At 59.5% G+C, this 23,227-nt stretch carries 28 protein-coding genes; 11 read left to right on the top strand and 17 right to left on the bottom strand.

All coding sequences use genetic code 11. The annotated features are described in order from the left end of the window. The first annotated feature begins 67 nt into the window (after positions 1-67). A complete protein-coding gene (locus M5G26_RS08940; RefSeq protein ID WP_273915059.1) occupies positions 68-271 on the top strand; it encodes a hypothetical protein in 204 nt (67 codons plus the stop codon). A 7-nt stretch (positions 272-278) separates the two neighbouring features. Here the strand turns inward: M5G26_RS08940 and M5G26_RS08935 are convergent, their stop codons facing one another. Both M5G26_RS08935 and M5G26_RS08930 read right to left on the bottom strand, forming a co-directional pair. Then, the gene (locus M5G26_RS08935) at positions 279-515 is read right to left on the bottom strand and encodes a DUF2789 family protein (RefSeq protein WP_141127663.1); all 237 of its coding nucleotides are present in this window, start codon (positions 513-515) and stop codon (positions 279-281) included. Positions 516-563: 48 nt separating this feature from the next. After that, entirely contained in the window at positions 564-815 is a 252-nt protein-coding gene (locus tag M5G26_RS08930) for a hypothetical protein (RefSeq protein ID WP_273915058.1), read from the bottom strand. Positions 816-1,214: 399 nt separating this feature from the next. Here M5G26_RS08930 and M5G26_RS08925 point away from each other — a divergent pair, with 399 nt between their 5' ends. The 3 genes from M5G26_RS08925 to M5G26_RS08915 all read left to right on the top strand — a co-directional run bounded on the left by M5G26_RS08925 (position 1,215) and on the right by M5G26_RS08915 (position 3,023). After that, positions 1,215-1,685 (top strand): hypothetical protein, encoded by a 471-nt coding sequence (locus tag M5G26_RS08925; RefSeq protein ID WP_122607149.1) that lies wholly within the window; start codon positions 1,215-1,217, stop codon positions 1,683-1,685. After that, a complete protein-coding gene (locus M5G26_RS08920) occupies positions 1,682-1,879 on the top strand; it encodes a hypothetical protein (RefSeq protein WP_034152423.1) in 198 nt (65 codons plus the stop codon). The genes M5G26_RS08925 and M5G26_RS08920 overlap by 4 nt, the downstream gene beginning before the upstream one ends. A gap of 127 nt (positions 1,880-2,006) precedes the next feature. Then, positions 2,007-3,023, top strand: coding sequence for an ABC transporter substrate-binding protein (locus tag M5G26_RS08915; protein ID WP_134173841.1), 1,017 nt, complete (start codon positions 2,007-2,009; stop codon positions 3,021-3,023). Positions 3,024-3,138: 115 nt separating this feature from the next. On the opposite strand, the gene M5G26_RS08910 is transcribed toward M5G26_RS08915, so the two are convergent. Both M5G26_RS08910 and M5G26_RS08905 read right to left on the bottom strand, forming a co-directional pair. After that, the gene (locus M5G26_RS08910; RefSeq protein ID WP_273915057.1) at positions 3,139-5,271 is read right to left on the bottom strand and encodes a TonB-dependent receptor; all 2,133 of its coding nucleotides are present in this window, start codon (positions 5,269-5,271) and stop codon (positions 3,139-3,141) included. Positions 5,272-5,363: 92 nt separating this feature from the next. Further along, the gene (locus M5G26_RS08905) at positions 5,364-5,753 is read right to left on the bottom strand and encodes a DUF2946 domain-containing protein (protein ID WP_038366437.1); all 390 of its coding nucleotides are present in this window, start codon (positions 5,751-5,753) and stop codon (positions 5,364-5,366) included. Between the two features lie 94 nt (positions 5,754-5,847). Between M5G26_RS08905 and M5G26_RS08900 the strand changes: the two genes are divergently transcribed. Further along, positions 5,848-6,288 (top strand): DUF3995 domain-containing protein, encoded by a 441-nt coding sequence (locus M5G26_RS08900; RefSeq protein ID WP_095120320.1) that lies wholly within the window; start codon positions 5,848-5,850, stop codon positions 6,286-6,288. A 97-nt stretch (positions 6,289-6,385) separates the two neighbouring features. On the opposite strand, the gene M5G26_RS08895 is transcribed toward M5G26_RS08900, so the two are convergent. The 7 genes from M5G26_RS08895 to M5G26_RS08865 all read right to left on the bottom strand — a co-directional run bounded on the left by M5G26_RS08895 (position 6,386) and on the right by M5G26_RS08865 (position 13,626). After that, entirely contained in the window at positions 6,386-6,748 is a 363-nt protein-coding gene (locus M5G26_RS08895; RefSeq protein WP_038366442.1) for a Na+/H+ antiporter subunit G, read from the bottom strand. Further along, positions 6,745-7,023: a K+/H+ antiporter subunit F gene (locus M5G26_RS08890; RefSeq protein WP_007910754.1), complete on the bottom strand. Its 279-nt coding sequence runs from the start codon at positions 7,021-7,023 to the stop codon at positions 6,745-6,747. Before M5G26_RS08890 ends, M5G26_RS08895 begins: the two co-directional genes overlap by 4 nt. Then, entirely contained in the window at positions 7,020-7,508 is a 489-nt protein-coding gene (locus M5G26_RS08885; protein WP_038366445.1) for a Na+/H+ antiporter subunit E, read from the bottom strand. Before M5G26_RS08885 ends, M5G26_RS08890 begins: the two co-directional genes overlap by 4 nt. Then, positions 7,505-9,184: a monovalent cation/H+ antiporter subunit D gene (locus M5G26_RS08880; RefSeq protein WP_273915056.1), complete on the bottom strand. Its 1,680-nt coding sequence runs from the start codon at positions 9,182-9,184 to the stop codon at positions 7,505-7,507. The genes M5G26_RS08885 and M5G26_RS08880 overlap by 4 nt, the downstream gene beginning before the upstream one ends. Then, positions 9,181-9,525, bottom strand: a complete 345-nt coding sequence (locus M5G26_RS08875; protein WP_007910763.1) for a Na+/H+ antiporter subunit C — start codon at positions 9,523-9,525, stop codon at positions 9,181-9,183. Before M5G26_RS08875 ends, M5G26_RS08880 begins: the two co-directional genes overlap by 4 nt. Then, positions 9,525-12,443 carry a monovalent cation/H+ antiporter subunit A gene (locus M5G26_RS08870; protein WP_134173835.1) on the bottom strand — a complete coding sequence of 973 codons (2,919 nt, stop codon included), beginning with the start codon at positions 12,441-12,443 and terminating at the stop codon, positions 9,525-9,527. The genes M5G26_RS08875 and M5G26_RS08870 overlap by 1 nt, the downstream gene beginning before the upstream one ends. Positions 12,444-12,690: 247 nt before the next feature. Then, positions 12,691-13,626: a DMT family transporter gene (locus tag M5G26_RS08865; protein WP_273915055.1), complete on the bottom strand. Its 936-nt coding sequence runs from the start codon at positions 13,624-13,626 to the stop codon at positions 12,691-12,693. An 85-nt stretch (positions 13,627-13,711) separates the two neighbouring features. On the opposite strand from M5G26_RS08865, the gene M5G26_RS08860 reads away from it, so the two are divergent. Both M5G26_RS08860 and M5G26_RS08855 read left to right on the top strand, forming a co-directional pair. Beyond that, entirely contained in the window at positions 13,712-14,275 is a 564-nt protein-coding gene (locus M5G26_RS08860; protein ID WP_150693545.1) for a helix-turn-helix domain-containing protein, read from the top strand. Beyond that, the gene (locus M5G26_RS08855) at positions 14,276-15,670 is read left to right on the top strand and encodes an FAD/NAD(P)-binding protein (protein WP_273915054.1); all 1,395 of its coding nucleotides are present in this window, start codon (positions 14,276-14,278) and stop codon (positions 15,668-15,670) included. It abuts the gene before it with no gap. A gap of 209 nt (positions 15,671-15,879) precedes the next feature. Here M5G26_RS08855 and ppnN read toward each other — a convergent pair whose 3' ends face one another. Beyond that, a complete protein-coding gene (ppnN, locus tag M5G26_RS08850) occupies positions 15,880-17,253 on the bottom strand; it encodes a nucleotide 5'-monophosphate nucleosidase PpnN (protein WP_273915053.1) in 1,374 nt (457 codons plus the stop codon). Between the two features lie 224 nt (positions 17,254-17,477). Between ppnN and M5G26_RS08845 the strand changes: the two genes are divergently transcribed. Next, positions 17,478-18,005, top strand: a complete 528-nt coding sequence (locus M5G26_RS08845; RefSeq protein ID WP_273915052.1) for a DUF3087 domain-containing protein — start codon at positions 17,478-17,480, stop codon at positions 18,003-18,005. On the opposite strand, the gene M5G26_RS08840 is transcribed toward M5G26_RS08845, so the two are convergent. Continuing rightward, the gene (locus M5G26_RS08840; RefSeq protein ID WP_273915051.1) at positions 18,006-18,380 is read right to left on the bottom strand and encodes a DUF2784 domain-containing protein; all 375 of its coding nucleotides are present in this window, start codon (positions 18,378-18,380) and stop codon (positions 18,006-18,008) included. Between the two features lie 185 nt (positions 18,381-18,565). Here M5G26_RS08840 and M5G26_RS08835 point away from each other — a divergent pair, with 185 nt between their 5' ends. From M5G26_RS08835 to M5G26_RS08825, 3 genes are read left to right on the top strand one after another with little or no spacing between them, the layout of a single operon-like run. Next, positions 18,566-19,264 carry an AzlC family ABC transporter permease gene (locus M5G26_RS08835; RefSeq protein ID WP_273915050.1) on the top strand — a complete coding sequence of 233 codons (699 nt, stop codon included), beginning with the start codon at positions 18,566-18,568 and terminating at the stop codon, positions 19,262-19,264. Beyond that, positions 19,264-19,575, top strand: a complete 312-nt coding sequence (locus M5G26_RS08830; RefSeq protein WP_162835977.1) for an AzlD domain-containing protein — start codon at positions 19,264-19,266, stop codon at positions 19,573-19,575. Before M5G26_RS08835 ends, M5G26_RS08830 begins: the two co-directional genes overlap by 1 nt. A gap of 53 nt (positions 19,576-19,628) precedes the next feature. Beyond that, on the top strand, positions 19,629-19,775 hold the full coding sequence (locus tag M5G26_RS08825) for a hypothetical protein (protein ID WP_273915049.1): 147 nt from the start codon (positions 19,629-19,631) through the stop codon (positions 19,773-19,775). Between the two features lie 47 nt (positions 19,776-19,822). Here the strand turns inward: M5G26_RS08825 and M5G26_RS08820 are convergent, their stop codons facing one another. The 4 genes from M5G26_RS08820 to M5G26_RS08805 all read right to left on the bottom strand — a co-directional run bounded on the left by M5G26_RS08820 (position 19,823) and on the right by M5G26_RS08805 (position 23,022). Further along, on the bottom strand, positions 19,823-20,095 hold the full coding sequence (locus tag M5G26_RS08820; protein WP_038367892.1) for a hypothetical protein: 273 nt from the start codon (positions 20,093-20,095) through the stop codon (positions 19,823-19,825). Between the two features lie 333 nt (positions 20,096-20,428). After that, entirely contained in the window at positions 20,429-21,109 is a 681-nt protein-coding gene (locus tag M5G26_RS08815) for an SOS response-associated peptidase (protein WP_150693551.1), read from the bottom strand. Positions 21,110-21,137: 28 nt separating this feature from the next. Then, entirely contained in the window at positions 21,138-21,980 is an 843-nt protein-coding gene (locus M5G26_RS08810; RefSeq protein ID WP_273915048.1) for an ABC transporter permease, read from the bottom strand. A gap of 61 nt (positions 21,981-22,041) precedes the next feature. Continuing rightward, positions 22,042-23,022 carry an aliphatic sulfonate ABC transporter substrate-binding protein gene (locus M5G26_RS08805; RefSeq protein WP_273915047.1) on the bottom strand — a complete coding sequence of 327 codons (981 nt, stop codon included), beginning with the start codon at positions 23,020-23,022 and terminating at the stop codon, positions 22,042-22,044. Between the last annotated feature and the right edge of the window lie 205 nt (positions 23,023-23,227).

Raw genomic sequence — 23,227 nt, 5'->3', positions numbered from 1 at the left:
TTTCCGACCGAAAGAAACCATTAATCTGACCGCTTAGTTAGGGTGCTAATGATTTCGGGAGGGCTGCATGCAGTGCAAAGTTGATGTCGCGGTGATGATCGGCAGTGGCGTGCCAGCCGGTTTGCGCGCAATGGGTCGAAGCGTCTGCTGGGTGGTGTTGCTCAATGGCGAACGTCGTGGCACTGCGTTTGCCAGCCGCGACGAGGCTGAGGAGTGCAAGGCTGCATGGCTCGCGCAATTGCACTCCGAGCCATGTGACAGCCTTCACTGATCCGGGATTACTTGCCGCGATGCAGGCGCACATTCAGTTCGTCGACCATGACCGCTTCTTCACCATCGGCCCTTAACCATTCCTTGAGCAATTGCGCCTGTTGCGGCGACCAGAAGTCGGCGTCGATCAGTTTGGTGTTGGCGTCCAGTGGATGCGCCTCGATGAAATCGTCGATTGCGTTATCTTCTGAAGGCAACCCCAGTTGATCGAACAGGGTTTTCAGATCGTATGCTGGCAGTTCCATCGTGTACTCCTTCGGTGGGCGCCGGTACGGCGCGGTCGATCACTCTCTTTATCTGAGGCAGCCGTTCGCCAGGAGTTCGATCTTCGATTCAAGTGAACGGGCGAGGGCGCAGGCTTCGTTGTGATCTTCGCGGAAACCTCTTACACGGCCGGTCGATGTTTCCTTTATATGGAAAAAAGCGTTGCCGGCGGGTACCACCTGGAAGCGTGGACATTGCTCGTCGATAGCGGCGGTACGCAGTATCAGCGGCGATTCGATGCGAGCGCCAATCGTCGTGGCAAAGTGGGTCCGAGTGCACATATGAAGTCCTTTTCATCAGTTGGCCGGTATTTACCGGCCGTTTCGGGTAGTCGGAATGAGCATCGCTGCTCTAGAATCGCCAGTACCTGTTGACGACAGGGCTTATCTAAAGCAATTTTTCGCCAGCGATATGTCGGAAAAGTGCTTTTTTTCGTGAGAATTTTCCCTAAAGTTCGTAGTCAGACTGCTCTCGCCGCTCCAGAGGATTTTTCCTTCAAGCTTTGGCGACATCGGGATGAGTTTCGCGAGTGACAATCCAGTAGTCTTAGCAACCTCGCGTTGAATGAGCACTCTGCTCGATTCGGGCTTTATTGATTTGTTTGCAGTACATCGGCCTGGCCGTTTTTTTTGCCGTGCGCGTTTTCCGTGTGCGGTTTTTTCAGATGTGGGGATGTTTCTTTGGCAGTCAGTAATCTCGATATGCATGCTTTGTTCGTGTTGGGTGATTTGCGTGCAAAGCTGGTCAAGCTGTTCCAGTCGCGTTTTGTTTACATCACCGAACAGAACGCTGAAGGCATTTACGTGGCCGAGATCGACACCGAAAGCGCCTTGGTGGTCGATGACAAACCGGGGCTGAAGCTTAAGGTCGGCGACCATTTCAGTGCATCGGTCTTGCCCAGCCGTGAAGGCGGCAAAATGGATATCCGCTTTCGCGAGATCAAACTTACGGTTTACGGACTGGGTGATTACGCTTTCGTCGAAACCGCTGACGGGCAGGCGATCCTGTTCAAGGAAGGCCACAGCGTGGTGACTGTATTCGCCGCCCATCAGCAATTGCAGGAAGGCCTGACCAAAACGCTGAAAGCCGTTACCGCCAAAGCCGCCAAGTGGCGCAAGGGTGAGCTGGTGACGTTCAAGGCCAGCGAGTGAGCCGCGCGGATTTCCATGCGCAGAACCTCGACACTGCACGCGAGGAGGCTCGGCGTTTATTCGCCGCCAAGGCCGAACTGCAAGGCGCCTGGCTGAATTGGCTGGCTGCGCAGATCTACGCACTGCGTCCTGCGGAATACGCCAGCATGGTCAGACGCGAGCTGCAAAGCCTGCAGGAAAAGTCTGATTCATAACCTCGTCCGGAGCGCGGCCCGGAAAAAGCAGGAACCTCGGCTACAGTCAGTTGACTGAGTATTCAGAGGCTTGCGGTCTTCTGTCAGGCCAACCTGCCATTGCTGTGAACAGCACGAGGTGCAATGCATGAACGGATTTCGACGGTTATTGGCCGCCAGCGTGGCCACGTTCGGTTTGCTGACATCAGCGCCATCGGTGACGGCCGCCCAGGCGCCGATCCACTTTGCCGACCTGAACTGGGAAAGCGGCAGCCTGATCACGGATGTCCTGCGGATCATCGTCGAGAAGGGTTACGGCTTACCGACCGACACCTTGCCTGGCACCACCATCACGCTGGAAACCGCACTGGCCAACAATGACATTCAGGTCATTGGCGAGGAGTGGGCCGGGCGCAGTCCGGTGTGGGTCAAGGCTGAGGCCGAAGGCAAGGTCGTCAGTCTCGGTGACACGGTCAAAGGCGCTACCGAGGGTTGGTGGGTGCCGGAGTACGTGATCAAGGGCGACCCGGCCAAAGGCATCAAGCCGCTGGCACCGGATCTGCGCAGCGTCAGTGATCTGAAAAAGTACAAGGACGTGTTCAAGGATCCGGAGAACCCGAGCAAGGGGCGCTTCCTCAATAGCCCGATTGGCTGGACTTCGGAAGTGGTCAACAAGCAGAAGTTGACGGCTTACGGCTTGCAGGATGATTACACCAACTTCCGCAGTGGCTCGGGGGCGGCACTGGATGCCGAGATCAGCTCTTCGATTCGTCGTGGCAAACCTGTGCTGTTTTACTACTGGTCGCCGACGCCGTTGCTGGGCAAATTCAAACTGGTGCAACTGGAAGAGCCGCCGTTTGATGCCGAGGCGTGGAAGACGCTGACTGACGCCGATAATCCCAATCCGAAACCGACCCGGTCGCTGGCTTCGAAGCTGTCGATTGGTGTGTCTACGCCGTTTCAAAAGCAGTATCCGCAGATTGCCGAGTTTTTCAGCAAAGTGGATTTTCCCATCGAACCGTTGAACAAGGCGTTGGCAGACATGAGCGAGAAACACGCAGCGCCGCGGGATGCGGCGGTGGCATTCATGAAGGCACACCCGGATGTGTGGCAGGCCTGGTTGCCGAAGGATGTGGCGGATAAGGTATCCGCTGATCTGAAATAGAGGCTGTAGCGCCCGGCCTCATCGCGGGCAAGCCCGCTCCCACAGGTATTGTCGTCGAATGCAAATTTTATGTACGACACCAAACACTGTGGGAGCGGGCTTGCCCGCGATGCTTTTAAAACTTCGTCTGCACGGCCAGTTCGAAGGTGCGCGGTGTCCCCAGGTAATACGCCGGCGACACATGCGCAAATTCGGCATACACCTCATTGGTAAGGTTACGCACGCGCCCGGTCACCGTGGTGTGCGAATCCACCTTGTAGCTGAGGAAGCTGCCGAACAAAGTGTACGACGGCACGGTCATGGTGTTGGCCGTGTCCGCATACACCGATGCGACATACCGCGCATCAACCCCACCTTGCCATTGCGGCGAAAAGTCATAAGTCAGCCACAGATTGCCGACCCGATCCGGCACGTTGGTCGGCGTGTTGCCCTTGCGCGACACGACCGCACCGGCGGCATTCTTTTCGGTGAAATCATCGTACTGCGCATCGACCCAGGCGAAATTGCCTTCGGCCAGCAACTTGTCGGTGATCCGCAGCGAACTGGCGATTTCCACCCCTTTCGACGTCTGCTGACCGACCGGAATACTGCCGGCCGGATCTAACGGGTCGGTTACGGCAAAGTCTTTTCGCTCAATGGTGTAGGCGGCAATCGTCGCCGAGCCACGCCCGTTCAGATAATCAAACTTGCTACCAATCTCCCATTGCTTGCCGGTGGAGACGTCGAAGTCCTGTGTGCCGTTTGGTTGCTCGGCGGCGGTGCTGTATTGCACGTAAACGTTGGCCGATGGAATGAATTGGTACGTCAGGCCGGCGCGACCGGTAACCGGCTCCCAACTGCGCTTGAGGTGCTTGGGGTTGGCAGCAGTCACGGTGCGATGGTTGGTCACGTCGAGGTCAATGTCGTCATAGCGCAGGCCGGTGAGCAGCGACAGTTTGTCGGTCAGCGCCAAACGGTTTTCCACGAACAATGCTTTGGTGGTGACCTCGTTGGTTTTGTCGCTGATCAGTTTTGGGTTGGTGCCGGGAATGTCGTAGAAGTGCCCCGGACGGTAGTTGTTCGGGTCCACCGTGCTCGCGCCTTTGACGTTCAGTGGCGAATTGGTGGTCTGGTTGACCTTGTATTCGAAGCCCCCCGACCACGTCGTGTCGAGCCCGAAAAGCGTGTTGTCGTGACGCAGTTCGAACTGGTTGCCGTTCTGCTCGCCCTGATGGCGCACCTGATACGCAGTGGAGCGATTCACCGCGGTGTTGTCGGCGTTGTACTGGTAGGTTTCGAGATTGCGGTAATCGCGTTGGCTGTCGAGGTGATACAGCGTGTTGCGCAGGGTGGTGTTGTCGTTGATCCGGTAGTCGATGATCGAACGGACCCAGATCGTCCGCTGCTCGTACCGGCCGTCCTCGACGTTGTAGTTGTTGAAGCGGTTGTGTTTGTCGATCTTCAACTCGCCGGCCTTGGGATTGAGCACGGGCGTGCCCCAGTACGGACTGTCTTCGTGTTCGTCCTGATATTCCAGTGCCAACGTGTGCGACAGGTCGGGCGTGAGATCGCTGAGCAGCGAGAACGCCACGCTCCAGGCATCGCGCTCCTGGCGGTCGATGTAGCCGTTGCTGGTGTTGTGGCTGACGTCGAGTCGCGCGTAGTGCTGCACGTCGGCGCTCGGCTCGGTCAGTGCATGATTGAGGCCGAAAGCGGTTTCGGTGGTGTCGTAGGTTCCGTAGCTGACCCGGCCTTCAACGGCCTGTTCATCGCGGGTCGCCAGTTTGGTCACGTAGTTCAGCGAACCGCCGACCGAGCCTGCGCCGTTGATCAGCGATGACGGGCCGCCGACCAGTTCCACGCGGTCGTAGATCCATGAATCAACTGGCCGCGCGAGGCCGCCGGAAACGTTGATGCCGTTGAACATCTGGGTAATCTGGCTGCTGGTGAAGCCGCGATAGGAAACGAACCCGCCGAACCCCGGCGGTGCGCTGGCGTTAACCCCGGGGAGGGTGTTGGCGGCGTCCTGAAAGTTCTGTGAACCATGACGCTCGATGTCGTTGCGATTGGCGATGGCCACCGAGGCGGGTGTGTCGCGCACGCTCAAGCCGAGGCGTGAGGCCATGCCGCTGGATTGCTCGAGGCTCAGGCCTGGCTCTGCGCCGGACTCGCCATCGATGGTGATCGGCGCCAGATCCACGGTGGATTGCGCCCAGACGTTAACGGACAGGCAGCCGCACAGGCTCGCCAGTAGAGTGAGTTGTTTCATCATTGAATCCTGAATGCTTGTCTAGGAGTCAGCGCACAGGCGAACGCCGCGCGTTGGCGCAGTGGGCTGACAAATCAAAAAGGCAAAGACACTCAGGCGAGCGGCGGGGCGCGAGGGTTGGCCGAAGGCCAGGTGAAGCGGGCAGGAAGGTCGGCGCTGACGATGGGCGCCAGCGGCGGGCTGTGTTGTTCCGGCAGGATCGCCAGCGTCAGGCTGGAATTGAACGCCGGGCCCATGCCGCCGCCGACCGAGCACAGCGGGCAGCCAAACGACTTGGACAGGGTGGGCAGTTTTTCTTCAGTGGGATTGCTGGCGAGCGGCGCTTGAGTGGCCGGGTCGACCGTACAGAACTGGCCGCCGATACCGTTCAACTGCATGCCGACCATTTGTCCGTGACCGATGCTGCAGGCGAACACGTTGAACAGGACGCAGCAATAGAGCATCCAGGCCAGCAGTGAACGATCGGAACGGGAGAATTTCATGGGGCGGCACTTTACCGTACCGCTGATCGGTCGTGCACTTGAAAAAAATCCGACTAGGATGATTTGTTCAAATCCCTTTCCAAGGATTTCAACCATGACCTTTGTGTTGGCTCAATGGCTGGTGACAACGTTTGCGGTGATCGCCTTGATGCACGTGTATTGGGCGCTGGGCGGGCAGTGGGCGGCAGCGGTGGTGGTGCCGCAGGTGCCGGTGCGCGGATTTGTCGCAACGGTGCGGCCGGCGTTCAAGCCTTCGGGCTGGCTCACGTTGATTGTGGCAGCGGCATTGCTGGTGATTGCTGCGTTGGTGTGCATGCGCGTTGGCTGGGGAATGCCGGCGGTGACGCACAAGGCGCTGCAATGGGTGATCAGCGCGATTGCGCTGTTGATGTTTGCCCGGGCGATTGGTGATTCGAATCTGGTCGGGTTTTTCAAGGAAGTGACGGATTCACGGTTTGCGCGGCTGGACACCTGGGTGTATTCACCGTTGTGTGCGGTGTTGGGGGCGGGGTTGTTGGCGGTGGCGTGGGTCTAGAAAAGCAAGATCAAAAGATCGCAGCCTTCGGCAACTCCTACAGGGGGGGAGCGCATTCCAATGTAGGAGCTGCCGAAGGCTGCGATCTTCTAACGGTTCAGCTACCGCTCTCGGTGCGGCGGCTGCTCACCTCTGCCGGCACATCATCCCCGGCCATGCGCTTGCGGAACAACGCCGCCCGCGCCAGCAGCAAGGTGGTCACCGGCACAGTGATTGCCAGCAAAACCGGAATCAGCCAGGCATGTATGACTGGCCCGGACTTCAACGCCGAAAAACAAATGATCGACGCCAGCGCCACACACCATGCGCCCAGCGTCGAAGCCAGTGCTGGCGGGTGCATGCGCTGGAAGTAATCCTTCATGCGCAATAACCCGATCGCGCCGATCAACGCAAACAGACCGCTGAGCACCAGCAGGATCGCCACCGGAATCTCGATCCATAGCGACAATTCAGCATTCATTCGATCACCTCGCCACGCAGCAGGAATTTCGCCAGGGCAAACGAGCCGACGAAGCCGAACAGCGCAATCAGCAGCGCCGCTTCGAAGTAAGTGTCACTGGAATAGCGAATGCCCAGGGTCAGCATCATCAGCATGGCCACGATGTACAGGTAGTCCAGCGCCAGCACTCGATCCTGCGCCGATGGGCCTTTGAACAAACGCACCAGGGTCAGCACCATGGCCAGCGAGAACAGGAACAGCGTCAGCAGGATCGCGTTCGACAGTAATGGGCTCATTCGAAAATCTCCATCAACGGCCGCTCGTAGGTGGTCTTGAAGTGCTCGATGAATTGCGCTTCATCATCCAGATCCCAGACGTGCAGCAACAGAATGCTGCGGTCCAGCGCCAGCTCCGACCACACCGTGCCGGGCACCACCGTGCAGATCATCGCCAGCGTTGCGAGGCCGTGAGCATCGCGGAGGTCCAGCGGGACTTTGACAAAACCCGAGCGTGGCGGGCGACGACCGGCGTTGAGCACGCCCCAGGCGACGATGAGGTTGGACACCACCACGTCACGACCGACGAGGAAGAACAGGCGCAGGATTGTCCCGGGACGGCGGATGCGTACCTGTTTCGGGCGCAGTTTGCGCATCATCAACGGTGCAGCAAAACCCAGAATCGCGCCGAGCAACAGATTGCCCGGGCTGATCGACAGGTTCAGGGTCAGCCACAAGGCGCACAGCGCCAGCGATAACAACGGTGCAGGAAATACACGCTTCATGGCTGCACCTCCAGCATCGCCGATTTGGCTTCCGGGCTCGGTACGGCACGGGTGCCGAGCACCGCCATTACGTACTGCTGCGGGTTGTTCAACGCTTCAGCGGTGGCCTGGGTGTAGCGCAGCAGCGGCTCAGCCTTGAAGGTCAGGGCAATGCTCAGCCCGAGCAACAGGAAAATCGGCGCGCATTCGAGTTTGCGCAGCAGCGGCGAAGGGCGCTCCTCCGGCGTCCAGAAACGCTGGATACCGAGGCGTGAGAACGCCATCAGCGACGCGAGTCCGGTGAGGATCAGCAGTGCCAGCAACGCCCAGGCCGCGTTGGATATCGGCGCGCCAGTGCCTAGGCCCAGCGGATTGAGCAAGGCGCCAATCAGGCTGAGTTTGCCGATAAAGCCGGACAGCGGCGGCATGCCGATAATCAGCAATGCGCAGGCGATGAAGCTCAGGCCGAGAAACGCCATGGTCCACGGGATGACCTGACCGACCACGGCTTTCTGCTCGTCATCGAGGTTGATGCCTTTGGGCGGTTGCAGGGATTCCTGCGGGCGTGGCAGCAATTCGCTTTCGTCTTCCAGCGGAATCTCGTTGGCCGAGCGCGAGCGCTCGATCAACTCGGCCAGCAGGAACAGCGCACTCAAGGCCAGAGTCGAGCTGACCAGATAGAACAGTGCCGCGCCGATCAGGTTCGGCTGGGCGAAACCGACGGCGGAAAGCAGAATCCCCGCCGACACCAGAATGCTCAGGCTGGCCATGCGTTCCAGGCGTTGCGCGGCGAGAATCGCCAGCGCCGCGCAGGCCATCGTCGCCATACCGCCGTAGATCAGCCAGTCGCCGCCGAAGAATGCCGAGGCTCCGGCCTGCCCTGAGAACAGAAGGGTCCACAGGCGCAGCAACGTGTACACGCCGACCTTGGTCATGATCGCGAACATCGCCGCCACCGGTGCACTGGCCGAGGAGTACGCTGGCACCAGCCAGAAGTTCAGCGGCCACATGCCAGCTTTGGCCAGAAACGCGACGGCGAGAATCCCCGCACCGGCGTGCAGCAAGCCCCGGTCGGCTTCCGGCACCAGCGGAATCTTCAGCGCCAGATCGGCCATGTTCAACGTGCCCGTGACGCCGTAGATCAGTGCCGCGCCAATCAGAAACAGCGACGAGGCCAGCAGGTTGATCGAGATGTAATGCAGCCCCGACGACACCCGCGCCCGACCCGATCCATGCAACAGCAAGCCATAAGACGCAGCGAGCAGCACTTCGAAGAACACGAACAGGTTGAACAGATCCGCCGTCAGGAATGCGCCATACAGGCCCATCAACTGAATCTGGAACAGCGCGTGGAAACTCGAACCGGCGCCGTCCCAACGGGCCATGGCAAACAGCAGGGCGCTGACGCCGATGATGCCGGTCAGCACCAGCATCAGCGCCGACAGGCGATCAACCACCAGCACAATGCCGAACGGCGCCTGCCAGTTGCCCGGCAGGTACACGCCAATGGAGCCGGGCACGCCAGTGGTCTGCGTCCATTGCAGCAGCATCACCGAAATGAACAGGCCGACGAGGCTGGAGAACAGATTGATTTTCGCCTTCAGCGGCCGGTGCCGCTCGCCGAGCATCAGCATGATGGCGGCGGTCAGCAGCGGCAGCAGAATCGGTGCGGCGATCAGGTGAGTCATCGCCATCATTCTTTAGGCTCCCGGCCGTCGACGTGGTCGGTGCCGGTCAGGCCGCGCGAGGCGAGCAGAACGACGAGGAACAACGCGGTCATGGCGAAACTGATAACGATCGCGGTGAGTACCAGTGCCTGTGGCAGCGGGTCGGTGTAATGCAGCAAATCCTGGGTGACGCCGTCCTTGATCACCGGCTCCTTGCCGATGAACAGGCTGCCCATGCTGAAGATGAACAGATTGACGCCATACGACAGCAGACACAGGCCCATGACCACCTGGAACGTCCGTGGCCGCAGGATCAACCAGACGCCGGACGCGGCGAGCACGCCGATGGCGATTGCGATGACTTCTTCCATCAGACGGCTCCTTTGCTGGCGACGGACTTGGGCAGCGATGCGGTCTTGTGACCCCGCACCGATTGGTGGGCGAGGGCGGTGAGGATCAACAGCGTCGAACCAACCACCACGCCGTATACGCCGATATCGAAGAACAATGCGCTGGCGATATGGATGTCACCCAGCACCGGCAAGCTGAAATGCCAGGTGTGCGTGGTCAGGAACGGATAACCGACGACCATCGCCCCGAGGCCGGTAGCGGTGGCGAACAGCAGTCCGGTGCCCATCCAGCGCAGTGGCCGCAGGCTCATTTGCGCCTCGACCCACTGCGTACCGGCGACCATGTATTGCAGGATGAACGCCACCGACATCACCAGGCCCGCGACGAAACCGCCACCCGGCTGGTTGTGCCCGCGCATGAACAGGTAGAACGACACCACCAGCGCAATCGGCAGCAGCAGACGCACCAGGACTGCCGGCACCATCATGAAACCGAGCGCGGTGTCGCTGGCCGAACGCGGGTTGACCAGATCGGTGACCACGTCTGGCGCCAACAAGCGTTGCTGAGCGGGCAGTTGCAGACTTTCTTTCGGGGGGCGGAAACGGCGCAGCAGCGCGAACACGGTCAGCGCCACGGCGACCAGTACGGTGATTTCACCGAGGGTATCGAAGCCACGGAAGTCCACCAGCATCACGTTGACCACGTTGCTGCCGCCGCCCTCAGGCATGGCGCGGCTGAGGTAGAACGAGGAGATATCGTTCGGCGTCTGGCGCGTGAGCATCGCGTAGGACAGCAGCGCCATGCCACCGCCGACGGCAATCGACAGCAGCAAGTCGCGCAGGCGGCGAATGCGCGCCTTGCGCAGGCTGCTTGGCAGTGGCGAGACTTCTTCGATACGGCGTGGCAGCCAGCGCAGGCCGAGCAGGATCAACACGGTGGTAACCACTTCGACCGCCAGTTGCGTCAGCGCCAGATCCGGCGCGGAGAACCAGACGAAGGTGACGCAGGTCATCAGCCCGCAAACGCTGACCATGGTCAGGGCGGCGAGACGGTGATACTTGGCCTGCCACGCGGCGCCGAGGGCACAGGCAATCGCCAGCAGCCACAAGGTCACGAAGACGATCGAGCCGGGAATCTTCGGCCGGTCGCCCCAACTCAGGCTGCTGTGCAACATTGGAATCAGGCCGGCGAGCACGGCTGCCAACACCATCAGGAACAATTGCATTTGCAGACGCTTGGTGCCGAGTCGCCGCTCTGCGCGCCGGGCCATGCGCATCATCACCACCAGGCTACGCTCGAACAAGCGCTTGCCGTTAAAGCGGCCAACCAGTGGCGGATACTTGAAGCGCCCGCGCTTGAGCTGATTGCGTAGCAACAGATAGACGATGATGCCGCCGGACATGGCGATCAGGCTCATGATCATCGGTGCGTTCAGACCGTGCCAGATCGCCAGGCTGTATTCCGGCAGTTCGCCGCCGACGACGGGCAATGCCGCTGCCGCGAGCAATGGACCGACGATCTGCGCCGGGAAAATCCCCACCAGCAAGCAAGTGAACACCAGCAACTCGACCGGCGCGCGCATCCAGCGCGGCGGCTCGTGCGGTGTGTGCGGAAGGTCAGTGGCCGGTGGACCGAAGAACACATCGACGGTGAAACGCAGGGAATAGGCAACGCTGAATGTACCGGCAATGGTCGCGACAATCGGCAGCGCCGCTTCGACCCACGCCGTGGCGTTGATGAACACGGTTTCGGCGAAGAACATTTCTTTCGACAGGAAGCCGTTAAGCAGCGGCACCCCGGCCATCGAGGCGCTGGCAACCATGGCCAGCGTTGCGGTGAACGGAATCAGTTTGATCAGGCCGCTGAGTTTGCGGATATCGCGGGTGCCGCTTTCGTGGTCGATGATGCCCGCAGCCATGAACAGCGAGGCTTTGAAGGTCGCGTGGTTGAGAATATGGAACACCGCCGCGACCGCCGCCAGAGGGCTGTTCAGACCCAGCAGCAAAGTGATCAGGCCAAGATGGCTGATGGTCGAGTAAGCAAGCAAACCTTTGAGATCGTTCTGGAACATCGCGCAATAGGCGCCGAGCAACAGCGTACACGCGCCGGCCCCACTGACGATGTAGAACCATTCTTCGCTGCCGGACAGCGACGGCCACAGGCGTGCGAGCAGAAAAACCCCGGCCTTGACCATGGTCGCCGAGTGCAGATAAGCCGAAACCGGTGTCGGCGCCGCCATCGCGTGCGGTAGCCAGAAATGGAAAGGAAACTGCGCGCTTTTGCTGAGCGCGCCAATAAGAATGAGGGGTAAGAGGATAGGGTAGAGGGCGTGTGCACGAATCATGTCGCCGGCGGCCAGGACCTTGTCGAGGTCATAGCTGCCGACGACATGGCCGAGAATCATGACCCCCGCCAGCAGGCATAATCCGCCGGCACCGGTGACCATCAGCGCCATGTACGCACCGCGACGGGCGTCCGCGCGGTGGTGCCAATAGCCGATCAACAGGAACGAGAAGAGACTGGTCAGCTCCCAGAAAAACACGATCTGTATCAGGTTGCCGGAGATCACCAGGCCCAGCATGGCGCCCATGAACGCCAGGAAAAACGCGAAGAAACGCGGCACCGGATCGTCCGGCGACATGTAATAACGCGCATAAAGAGAAACGAGCGTGCCGATGCCGAGTACCAGCATCGAGAACAGCCAGGCGAAGCCATCCATGCGCAGAACGAAGTTCAGCCCCAGGCTGGGCAGCCACATGAACTCTTCGCGGATCACGCCGCCGTGGGCAATTTGCGGGTACAACATCGCGACCTGGACGGTGCCGATCAAAGCGACCAGACCTGCCAACAGGGATTCGGTATTACGCGCGTTGTGAGGCAGCACCGCTGCCAGACAGCTGCCAATGAATGGCAGAAGCAGTAGAACTATCAGGGACATAGGCTTCTAATCTGCGGAAGTTTGTGAAGCATCATACGTGCCAGCTCCCCGATCACCAAACGCCAGGATGTCTCAGAATCCTACAAAGTAGTCTGGAATTTTCTGTTTGGCATTGTTTCAGGAAGGTCGATGTTGCTTGGAATGGCCTCATCGCGAGCAGGCGAAGGCCTACATTTGGAATGCGTTCACCTGTAGGAGTGAGCCTGCTCGCGATAGCAATAATTCAGCCTATGAAGGCTTCGGAGCTTTACCCCTGTGCTTCCCGCTCCAGCTCAGCTTCGGCTTCTGCAGCCTTACCCTTGGTCTTCAACTCACTGACAATCACCGCCGCCACAATCAACCCGGCGCCCACCAACGCAATCGCCGGCAACCGCTCTCCGGCAATCCGCCCGACAATCCCGGCCCAAACCGGCTCACCGGCATAGATCAACGTCGCCCGGGTTGGCGAAACACTCTTCTGCGCCCAGTTCATCGCCACCTGAATCGCTGCACTCGCTGCGCCCAACCCCAGCGCGGTCACCAGCAAGGTCCAGGAGAAATCCGGAATCATTTCCCCGGTCGGCACCACCAGCAGGAACGACAGCACGGAAGTGGTTGCCAGTTGCACAACAGTCACTCGGCGCACATCGACCTGACCGGCATAGGTGCTGATCAGAATGATTTCGGCGGCGATGGCGATAGCGCTGATCAGCGTGGCGATTTCACCCGGACTGAAATTCAGCGCAGCCCCGGATGGCCCCGATAACAACATCAAACCGGTAAACGCCAGCATGATGCCGATGCTCGGCATCAACCCCGGGCGTCGCCCCAGCACCAGCCATTGCAGCAAAGGCACGAATGGCACGTACAACGCGGTGATGAACGCCGATTGACTGCTCGGGATCGTTTGCAATCCGACCGTCTGCAAGCCGTAACCGAGCATGATCGCCACGCCGATGAAGGCGCCGGCCTTGAGTTCAAACAGCGTCAGTTCGCGCAAATGGCGCCATGAGAACAGCGCGACGATAGCCGCCGCAGCGGCGAAGCGCAGGCCGACAAAAAACATCGGGCCGCTGACGGTCATCGCATGCTGAACCAGCAGGAAAGTACCGCCCCAGATCATGGTGATCAGCACCAGCACGCACTCGGCTTTGCTGAAACGAGAGAAACGGAGAGGAGTGGAGGAGTTGTTCTGCGACGTCATGACCTTGCGCACTATAAAAAGGAGGCCGCACAATGCGCCCAACGTTGCGCAGTATACTGCCCAACCTCACCGAGTGAGCAATATAGTGCACAAAGATTCAACGCAACGGGCGTCCGTCCTGCAACACGTCAGCCTGAATGTGCGGCGCCTGCGCCATGCCGCTGACATGAGCCAGACTGCGCTGGCGGAAAAATCCGGGGTCAGCCGGCGCATGCTGGTGGCGATCGAGGCGGGTGAAAAAAATGTCAGCCTGACCACCCTCGATCGCGTGGCCGAAGCGCTCGACGTCGCCTTCAGCGACTTGATTCAGGCGCCGGACGCCCGTGATCCGAGCCGGATCAACGAGGTGGCTTGGGCCGGTGTGATTCCCGGCAGCAAAGCGGTATTGCTGTCCAAAGCCAGCGCGACCCGCGAAGTCGAGCAGTGGGAATGGTGCCTGCAACCGGGTGAGGTCTACCCCTCGCAACCGGATGCCGATGGCTGGAGTGAACAGATCTACGTGTTCGAAGGCTGCCTGACATTAATGCTTGGCGAACAGCCGCAGCACATCTGTGCAGGGGAGTTCTTCATGTTTGCCAGCAACCAGCCGCATTCCTATCGCAATGATGGGGATGTTGCGGCGCGGTTTGTTCGCAATGTGGTGATTTGAATGAGTCAGAGCGCAGACATCCTGATTATCGGCGGTGGCCTCAGCGGCACGATGCTGGCAGTGCAATTGTTGCGTCTGCCGGGTCGGCGCAAGCTTCTGATCGTTGAGCCACGTTCTGAGTTGGGGCGGGGCGAGGCGTACAGTGCCATCGAGTTGGGTCACACGCTCAACGGCAACGCCGCGCGCATGAGTGTTGATCCGGATAATCCCGATGATTTGACGCAATGGCTGACCGAGCACATTGCCGGCGGTGGCTGGCCTGAATCGGCCGAGCAGGATGTGCCGGTCAGCGAACTGTTTGCGCCGCGTGGATTGTTCGGCGTCTATGTGCAGCAGCGTCTGGCCGAGGCGCGTATTGCCGGAATGCAAAATGGCTCGAGCGCTGAGCACATCCGCGCGGAGGTCGTCGATCTGCAAGTCGAGGCCGATTCGGTGCAGCTCACACTGAGCGATGGGCAGTCATTGCACGGAGCCTGCGCGGTGCTGGCGACCGGTATGTTCCCCGCAGCACGAACCCCGCAGAAAACCTCCAGCGGCCTCAACGCCGCCGCGCTTGATCCGTGGGATGTCGCGGCGATGCGTCAACTCGACCCGCAATCGACCGTATTGATCATCGGCTCTGGCCTGACCATGGTCGATGCCGTGGTGTCGCTGGAGCAGGCCGGGCATCGCGGGCCAATTGAAGTGTTTTCCCGGCACGGCTTGTTGCCCCACGTGCGCCGACAACCGCCGGCCTGGATGGATTTTCTTGGCAGCGATCACAGCATTCGAACGCCACGACAGCTGTTGCGCGAATTGCGTCGGCAATGCCAGGCAGCCATTGCACAAGGCATCGATTGGCAGGCGCCACTGGACACGGTTCGGGTGCATATCGCTCGTTTGTGGAGTCAGGCGACTGACACGCAGCGTCGACAATTCGTACGGCATGTACGGCCGTGGTGGGAAAGTCATCACCACCGTTCGCCGCCGTTGAGTGCGGCGCTGGTTGAGCGTCTTTATAAAGAAGGGCGATTGCGTATTCAGGCAGCTTCGTTCAAAGGGCTTGAGCCGAACCCTGAAGATGGCGTCAGTATTCGCATTCGACGTCGTGGTGAGTCTGCAGCTTGCGTGGTGCAAGGCGCTGCACTGATTAACTCCAGTGGCATCGAGTATGACTGGCGCCGGGTGGCGCGACCGTTGCCGCAGCAGCTACTGGCGCGCGGTTTGGTGCAACCGGGACCGTTGGCGTTGGGAATCGCAGCGGCGGTGGATGGCGCAGTGCTGGATGCCGAGGGGCGTGCGGCTGGCCGACTGTTTGCGATGGGGCCGCCGTTGCGCGGGATGTGGTGGGAGAGTACGGCGGTGACGGATGTGGCGTTGCAGGCGAAGGCATTGGCGGTGCGGTTGGTGGGATAAGGTTGATGGTGGTCTTTCGGGCCTCTTCGCGAGCAAGCTCGCTCCTACAGGGGGACTGTGGTTGTAAATACCCTTTGCGCCACACAACGGAATCTGTGGGAGCGAGCTTGCTCGCGAAGGGGTCATCTAATTCAACATCTCTGTTGACTGGAAGACCGCTATCGCTGGCAAGCCAGCTCCCACACAGGAAATGTGTGACGGCTTAAAAGTTACGCCACCACTCGATAACACGGCACATACGCCGCGCCGCCCGGCAGTTTCATCCGGTGCTGGGCGACGAAAGCTTTGAGCAGTGCGTCGAGCGGTTGCATGATCGCCGCATCACCACGGATCTGGTACGGCCCGTGTTCTTCGATCAGGCGAATGCCCTTGTCCTTGACGTTGCCAGCGACGATGCCCGAGAACGCCCGGCGCAGGTTGGCCGCCAGTTCGTGCGGTGGCTGGTCGCGGTGCAGTTTGAGGTTGGCCATGTTTTCGTGGGTTGGATCGAACGGGCGCTGGAAGCCTTCGTCGATTTTCAGCAGCCAGTTGAAGTGGAACGCATCGTTGCGCTCGCGGCGGAACTGCTTCACCGCTTTCAGGCCTTGAGTCATTTGCCGCGCCACTTCGGCCGGGTCGTCGATGATGATTTCGTAGTGTTGGTTGGCCGCTTCGCCGAGAGTGGCGATGACGAAGGCGTCGAGCTGCTCCAGATATGGCGCGGCGTGTTTCGGCCCGGTGAGGATCACCGGGAATGGTAGCCCTTTATTGTCCGGGTGCATCAGGATGCCCAGCAGGTAGAGGAATTCTTCTGCCGTACCGGCACCGCCCGGGAAGATGATGATGCCGTGGCCAACCCGCACGAACGCTTCCAGACGCTTTTCGATGTCCGGCAGGATCACCAGCTCGTTGACGATCGGGTTCGGCGCTTCGGCGGCGATGATGCCCGGCTCGGTCAAGCCGAGGTAGCGACCGCCATGGATACGCTGTTTGGCGTGGGCGATGGTCGCGCCTTTCATCGGGCCTTTCATCACGCCCGGGCCGCAGCCGGTGCAAATGTCGAGGCTGCGCAGACCGAGTTCGTGGCCGACTTTCTTGGTGTATTTGTATTCTTCGGTGTTGATCGAGTGACCGCCCCAGCACACGACGATTTTCGGCTCGACGCCCGGACGCAGGGTGCGGGCGTTTCGCAGCAGATGAAAAACGTAGTCGCTGATGCCTTGCGAGGTGCTCAGGTCGATGCGCTGGCTGTCGAGTTCGTTTTCGGTGTAGACGATGTCGCGCAGGGCGCTGAAGAGCATTTCGCGGGTGCTGGCGATCATTTCGCCGTCGACGAACGCGTCGGCCGGCGCGTTCAGCAGCTCCAGGCGTACGCCGCGATCCTGTTGGTGAATACGGATTTCGAAGTCCTTGTAGGCTTCGAGGATGGTCTTGGCGTTATCGACATGGGCGCCGGTGTTGAGGATGGCCAGGGCGCACTGGCGGAAGAGGGTGTAGGTGCTGCCGGATCCGGCTTCGCTCAGTTGCTGAACTTCACGTTGAGAAAGGGTTTCCAGGCTGCCTTTCGGGCTGACCGAGGCATTGATTACGTGTCGTTGGGTCATGCAATGATCCTTAAAACGATGTCATCCCAAAACCAGGCGAATGGCATCCGAATAGTGTGTATCCATGAATGAAGATGGCACGATCTGCGCTGTACTGCCATGTCCCCGTTGGACGCTGAAAAGATGAAAAGGAGCCCCAGCATAGCTAAATCCGCGCTAGAGGCGATAATGCGCCGGCCGGTTTTTTCAGTTACCCCTTTTGTCGCTCAAGGAAGTCATTTGTGATGTTCGAGATTCAGCCGATGGACGCCGCCACCTTTCGCCAGCAGACGCGACGCAGCACGATCATCATCGCCGTGCTGTTCCTGGTGCTGGCGATGCTGTTTTCCAGTGTGGCAGTGGCGCTGTTCGGCGAGCCTGGCGGCGATAACCTGCGCTTCAATGTCGGTGGGGTGTTTGTGGCATTTCTGCTGACGGCTGCGTTATTGCGCGGGCGCTTCTGGAATCAGAGCTGGATGGCGCCAGCCGTGTACAGCTGGCGACTCAAGCGCAACCTGATGAGCATCACCAATGTGATGCATCAGGTGACGGCGGCGGTGGAGAGGAACGATGCGACGGCCATGAAAGTGCTGCGTTTCTATCATCTTGGGTTGACGCAGATGCATGAACTGGACGGCAACTCCAGCGATCACGGGCAACTGTGGCGGGAAGTCGAAGCGCACAAGGAGCGGATGCAGGCGCAGGGACTCGATACCGAGCAGACGCGCCTGGATCCGGCTTGGCTGGAAGCTTTGAAGCCGACGTCGCGCTGATTACACTGCTCGACGCAGTTTCCACGAGCGGATCAAACGCCCGTACACCAGCAGGTTGACCGCCAGCACCACGCTGCCGAGCGCCAGTTGAATCTGCGGGGTGAGCCCGGCCGGATAGATGATCGGCCAGATGTAATGCTCGATGAAGCCGCCGGCATATTCGGTCTGCCCGGCGGCGTGGAGCATGAGATTTTCCCAGTAAGTCAGCGGGCAGGTCAGATGCAGCACTTCGACCGCCACGCCCCAAGCAGCGGCCGGCAAATGCAGCCACATCACCCGTGGCCATTTGAGGACCAGCAGCCCGCCAAACAGCACGAACAGAATGAAGGACAAATGAAACAGCACCAGCCCGTCGGCTGCGATTCGGTACAGCATGTCGTCTCCCTGACGCGGTTGTGAATGGCGCTATGTTACGCCGCTCAGGGCATTAAAGGTCAGTGTGAAAGTCAGCGAATTGCGCGCGCATCCGGTCGATTTCCCACAAGTGCGCAAGATTGTTCAAGCCAGAAAGGCGAAATGGCTGGCACAGTCTTCGACCGTTTCCTGGTTGAAGAACGTTTATGTCTGATGCACTTATGCCGCGCAGTGCGTTCCTTCGCGGCGCTGCGGCGATCATGCCGTTGTCTCTGGCCACCGCGCCTTGGGGGCTGCTGGCCGGTTCCATGGCGATCGAAGCCAACCTCACGCCGCTGCAAGGGCAGGGCTTGTCGAGCATTGTGTTTGCCGGCGCGGCGCAATTGGTCGCGATCGGCATGCTCAAGGGCGGTGCGGGGGTTTTTTCGATTCTGCTGACCACGCTGCTGCTGACGTCGCAGCACTTGCTCTATGGCATGAGCATGCGTTCGGTGATTTCGCCGCTGCCGGGCCGCTGGCGCATCGGTCTGGGCTTTTTGCTCACCGATGAGTTGTTTGCACTGACCAGTCAACATGATCGCCAGCAGTTCAACCGCTGGTATGCGCTGGGCGTCGGCCTGACGTTCTACATCGCCTGGAACCTGTTCACCCTCGCCGGCATTGTCCTTGGTAGCAGCATTCCGGGGCTTGAGCACTTGGGGCTGGATTTCTCGATTGCCGCCACGTTTATCGCGTTGATCACGCCGGTGGTGCGTAATGTACCGACACTGGTGTGTGTGGCGGTGTCGCTGTTTTGTTCGGTGTTGTTCAGTTATTGGCAATGGGGTTCGGCGCTGGTGTTGTCAGGACTGGCCGGAATGACCGCAGGGTTTATCTGCAACAAGCTGTATCGGGAGCGCACATGATGGTTTGGGCGGTGATTTTTGGCATGGGGCTTCTGGTGTTTCTCAATCGCTACGTGTTTCTCGAGCCGCGCTTGCCGGTGCGTCTGAGCAGTAATGCGCGGCAATTCCTCGGTTTTGCAGTACCGGGGATGCTTACCGCGATCTGTGGGCCGATTGTCTTCATGCCCGACAAACAGCTGAATCTGCAGTGGGACAATCCGTATCTGCTCAGTTCGCTGGTGGCGATCGCTCTGGTGATCTACACGCGCAGTACTTTGCTCAGCATGTTGTTGAGCATGGCGTTCTTCTTTTTGCTGCGCTGGTGGCTGTAAGTTGTCTGTTCTACGCTTGAGGGATTAAGGGTTACTGATAACGGGAGGTGCGCATGGCGACTGAGCAAAAGCATCCAGACACGGATGACGAAGATACGGACGAACCCACGCAAGAAGAAATAGAGTGGGAGAAGCACAAGGAACAAACCTGGAAGCACGATGATGGCAGAGAGCTTTCAGATCCTGATCGCAAATTTTGAGTGATTTCTACGAAAAAGCCCCGCAAATGCGGGGCTTTTTTACGGTTTCAAAGATCGTCCAGCTGCGTGAAATCGGGGTGTGTGGCCCGATATCCCAAGGTTCGATCAATCCACGCATTCAGCTCGTTGACCATCACCGGCGCGTGGCCAGGATACCCCTCGAGGGTGGTACGCAGGATGCGTTCGATATCAGGTACGGCACGCAGGTTTCGGGTCTTGATGTAGTGGCCGATAAAACAGTCGAGTTCAAAGCGTTCTGTCATGGACAGATAAATACACTCCAGGCCGCTGACCTGTTTGATTGCAAAATCGTCGCGCAACTTATTTCTCTGCAAGGCTTGTAGAAGTTGTTGTGGATTCCTGGTTTGTTGACTCTATGGTCAACTGGTATACCAATCGGAAATGCGGCGCGCATGCTAGCTGTAGTGCATCTAAATGTATGTATGACGGTTGAAATGTCAGACAGGCGGTTAGTTCATTCGAACGTGTGTTTTATGTGCGCCGTCTCAAAAATGAAACAGGGTTTGTAACGGCAGTGATTCGCTTTATGAGTTGCTAAAGTTTGCAATAGTTTTATTTCTTATAACGCTGCGTCAAAAGATCGCAGCCTTCGGCAGCTCCTACATTGATAGACGTGCGAAGTCGGCAAATGTTTAAGCCTGCTCGATAATCAAACTGGCCCCCTGATTGCGCACGTTACCGACAGCTTTGCCGACTTTGTACCATTCGAACACTTCGCTGCCTTCACCTTCGAATAGCAGCATTTGCTCGGCCCGTTCAACTGGCGTCGCCGGATCCAGCCACTCGCGCACCAATTCCGCGCGGAACACCACCGGACGGCGATCATGGATATCGAGCATGCCGCCGACAGCATCGGCGGTGATGATCACGAAACCGTCGTCATCCCGAGCCGGCGTTGCGGCTGTCGGAAATTGTCCGATGGCAGCGCAGAAAACCGCTTCGTGATCCGCGCGACGAATCAGCCACGGTTGTCGTGTTTTATCTTCGCCGTCAACCCATTCAAACCAGTTGTCCACGGGCACAATCAAACGATGTCGCCAGATCGCCCGGAAAAACGGACCATGGGCGACTTTCTCTACCCGGGCATTGATCGGTGGTGGGCGATCCTTGGCCCAGTGCGGGCGCCAGCCCCAGCGCAGATTGTCGGCATGCAGGTGCTGCCCTTGTTGATGCAGCACGGCCAGCGCGGTGGTCGGCGCCGCGTTATAGCGATCAAGCGGCGCATCGCCAACGTGATTGATCAACGCGTCGGGAATGCTCAGCACCGCGACAAAGTCGTGAATGCCACGGTACTGCGAGAGTCTTCCGCACATGGGACGATCTCCGGTTGGAGATTTCAGCTTAGTCGCTGGCGCCCTGACCGGTGAATGTGTCGCGCCAGTTCAACCAGCGGCGTTCGAGCATGGCCAGCAAGCCGTCGCTGAATTTGCCGAGCAAGGCGAGCACGATGATCGCAGCCAGCACGATGTCCGGCCGCGAGGTTTCCCGGCCGTCACTGAGCAGATAGCCAAGCCCCTTGGTGGCCGCGATCAGTTCCGCCGCCACCAGAAACATCCACGCCAGACTCATGCCACTGCGCAATCCGGTGAACAGGCCGGGGAGGGCGGCCGGCAGCAATATCCGTCGCACCAATTGCAAGCGGCTGAAGCCATAGATGCGGCCGACCTCCACCAGTTTGCGATCAATGTTGCGAATGGCTGCGACGACATTGACGTACACCGGAAAGAACGCGCCGATGGCGATCAGGACGATTTTCGAGGTCTCGTCGATGCCCAGCCACAACAGCAGCAGCGGCACCCACGCCAGGCTCGGAATGGAACGCAAGGCGGCGAAGGTCGGTTCCAGATAAGCCTCGGCTTCGCGGCTCAAACCAACCCAGGCGGCAAACACCAGCGCCAGACTGGCGCCAATGACAAAGCCCAGCAGCACGCGGATCAGGCTGGCGCCAATGTGTTTCCACAACGCGCCTTCGGCGAGGTCGGTGAGGGTCAGAGCGATCTCGCTCGGCGCCGGCATCTGGTAGGACGGCAGCCAGCCGATGCGTACGATAATTTCCAGCGCGACGATGATCAGCAGCGGCAAGGTCAGGCCCTTGCAGCGGCGCTGCCATGTCGGACTGAAACCTGGAGTGCGCTGGCGTGGCGCCGCGAGCGGCGCGGGCAGGTCTTTGCTGTGAGTGGTCATGGTTTTGGCTCCGCTCACGATAAATCCGCGACGGGCGCGGATTTGTCGTAAGACTGGTCGGTTACTGGTGAGCGACGGCTTGCTGCACACCGCTGTCGAGCAATTGATCGATGACTTGATCGACATTCACCCCACGTCGCACCAGTTCCTCGGAGACCAGAATCGGCGCCGCTGCCTTGGAGGCACTGATGTCCTGTTGGGTCAGTTGCGGGCTGCTCAGATCGGTACGCGACAGTTGCAACTTGGCTACGTCCAGCGGCAAGCCGGATTCCTTGGCGAGCAGCGCGGCGAATTCATCAGGGTTTTTCACGGCCCAGTCGCGGGCCTGTTCGTAGGCTTTGATGACGGTATCGATAGTTTGCGGATGTTCTTTGGCGTATTGCTCGGTGACGCTGACCACGCCGTAACTGTTGAACGCCGGGTTGCGATACAGCAGGCGCGAACCGGCCTGGACCTGGCTGGCGGCCATGTGCGGATCGAGTCCGGCCCAAGCGTCGACATCACCTTTTTCCAGCGCCGTGCGGCCGTCCGGGTGTTGCAGGTGGACCAGTTCCACGTCGTCTTTTTTCAGCCCGGCCTGTTGCAGGCTGCGCAGGGTGAACAGGTACGGGTCGGTGCCTTTGGTGGCGGCGATCTTTTTGCCCTTGAGGTCGGCGACGGTCTGGTAAGGAGAATCCTTGCGCACCACCAGTGCAGTCCATTCGGCGCGGCTATAGACGTAGACGGATTTGATCGGGCTGCCGTTGGCTCGGCTTAGCACGGCGGCGAGGCTGGCGCTGGAGGCGAAATCCACGCCGCCGCTGTTGAGGTATTCCAGCGAGCGGTTGCTGCCCTGGCTCAGTACCCAGCTGACCTTGGTCTGCGGCAAGGCTTTTTCGAGGAAGCCGAAGTGCTTGAGCACCAGACTGACCGGCGAGTAATAGGCATAGTCGAGATGCACTACCGCCGGTGCGTTTTCAGCCGCGTGGGCCAGTGGTTGCAGGCTCAGTGCCACTGCGCTGGCAGCCAGCAAGGTTTTGAGTCGAGGAAAGAACGATGTCATGGGGCGCTCCGGCAAAGGCACAGGTTTCTTATGTCCAAAAAGATATTTTTATCGAATGCTTCCTGCATGAATGGAATATTGCAGGCTCTGTGCCATGTGCTTGAAAGCGCCGGTTTATAGGGGTTTTAACGCCAGGTGCAGGGTTTCAGCTGTTGCGTGGGCAACAGTGTGATCCGCCACTGTTGCCAAGCAAACAGCAAGTATC

This window comes from Pseudomonas sp. TNT2022 ID642, from assembly GCF_028656995.1.
Classification (GTDB): Bacteria; Pseudomonadota; Gammaproteobacteria; order Pseudomonadales; family Pseudomonadaceae; genus Aquipseudomonas.
Note: the sequence above shows the minus strand (reverse complement) of the source record. Positions and strands in the feature narration are given on the sequence as shown.